This is a genomic window from Pseudoduganella ginsengisoli (assembly GCF_009720865.1).
Classification (GTDB): domain Bacteria; phylum Pseudomonadota; class Gammaproteobacteria; order Burkholderiales; family Burkholderiaceae_D; genus Rugamonas; species Rugamonas ginsengisoli.
The window spans coordinates 1-954 of record NZ_WNLA01000076.1 but is presented as its reverse complement, the minus strand read 5'-3'; the positions used below and the strand labels follow the sequence as shown (position 1 = coordinate 954).

The following is a 954-nucleotide window of genomic DNA, read 5'->3' as shown; positions in this document are numbered from 1 at the left end:
GGTGGCCGGCGCGGCGGTGGCCGGTGTGGCGGCGCGCGTTGCCGCCTGTGGCGCAGCAGTGCCCGGTGCGGTCGTGGCGGCAGCTTGTGCCCACATTGAAGGGCCTGCCGAAGGTGCGCTGGTCACTGCGGACAACGGCGCAGCCGATGGCGCGGTGGAAAGCGGTGCCGCCATGGCTGGTGCAGCCGTACCTGGCGCAGAGGAGGGCGCTGCTGTCGTTTGCGCCAGTCCCGCAGCGGCGCTTGGCGCGGCCGTGCCTGGGGCGGGGGTGCCCGGCGCCGGCGCCGCTGTTGCCGCCATTGGTGACCGTACTGCCACGGTTGGCGCGGCGGTACCCGGCGCCGCTGTTGCGGCCATCGGTGTCCGTGCTGCCAGGGTTGGTGCGGCCGTACCCGGCGCGCTATTGGCGTAGGCACTGGCGGCTGCGGCCGATGGCGCTGCGGTACCCGGGGCGGCCGTTGCGGGCGCAGCAGGACCGCGCGTGGCTGTTGCCGCCGGTGCGGCAGTGCCAGGCGCGGCAGTACCAGGCGCGGCAGTACCAGGTGCGGCAGTACCAGGTGCGGCAGCGGCGCCAGTCAACGGTGCGGCAGCCGCGCCCTGCGGCGTGGCCGAAGGAGCGGCCGTGCCCGGTGCTGTAGCCGCTACATCGGCTGGCAGGGACGATGGTGGCTGGGTCTGGAACTGCATTGGTGCACCAGTGGCCGCCGTATTCCATGTAGCGGCAGATGGTGCGGCCGAGGCAGGCTGGCCCGGAGCGGAAGATGACGCTGCCGGCGAGGCGGGGGCTGCCGATGGGGCGGCCGAAGGCGGGACCATATTCCGTGCCGGTTCTGCCGATGGCGCAGACCAGCCATAACCGGCCGGCGCCAATCCCGCATCCAGTGCAGCGGCGCTTGCCGGGCCTGCCGCACGGGCAGCGCCGACTGCGCCCACCGCGCCGACCGCATCGGCAGC

2 protein-coding genes are annotated in these 954 nt (G+C 74.1%); both read left to right on the top strand.

The window, feature by feature from the left end; translation table 11 throughout:
* The coding region (locus GM668_RS30965) for a hypothetical protein (protein ID WP_371868806.1) at window positions 1-412 on the top strand (412 nt) is incomplete at its 5' end.
* A 69-nt stretch (window positions 413-481) separates the two neighbouring features.
* The gene (locus GM668_RS30960) at window positions 482-856 is read left to right on the top strand and encodes a hypothetical protein (protein WP_211923484.1); all 375 of its coding nucleotides are present in this window, start codon (window positions 482-484) and stop codon (window positions 854-856) included.
* The last annotated feature ends 98 nt before the right edge of the window (window positions 857-954 follow it).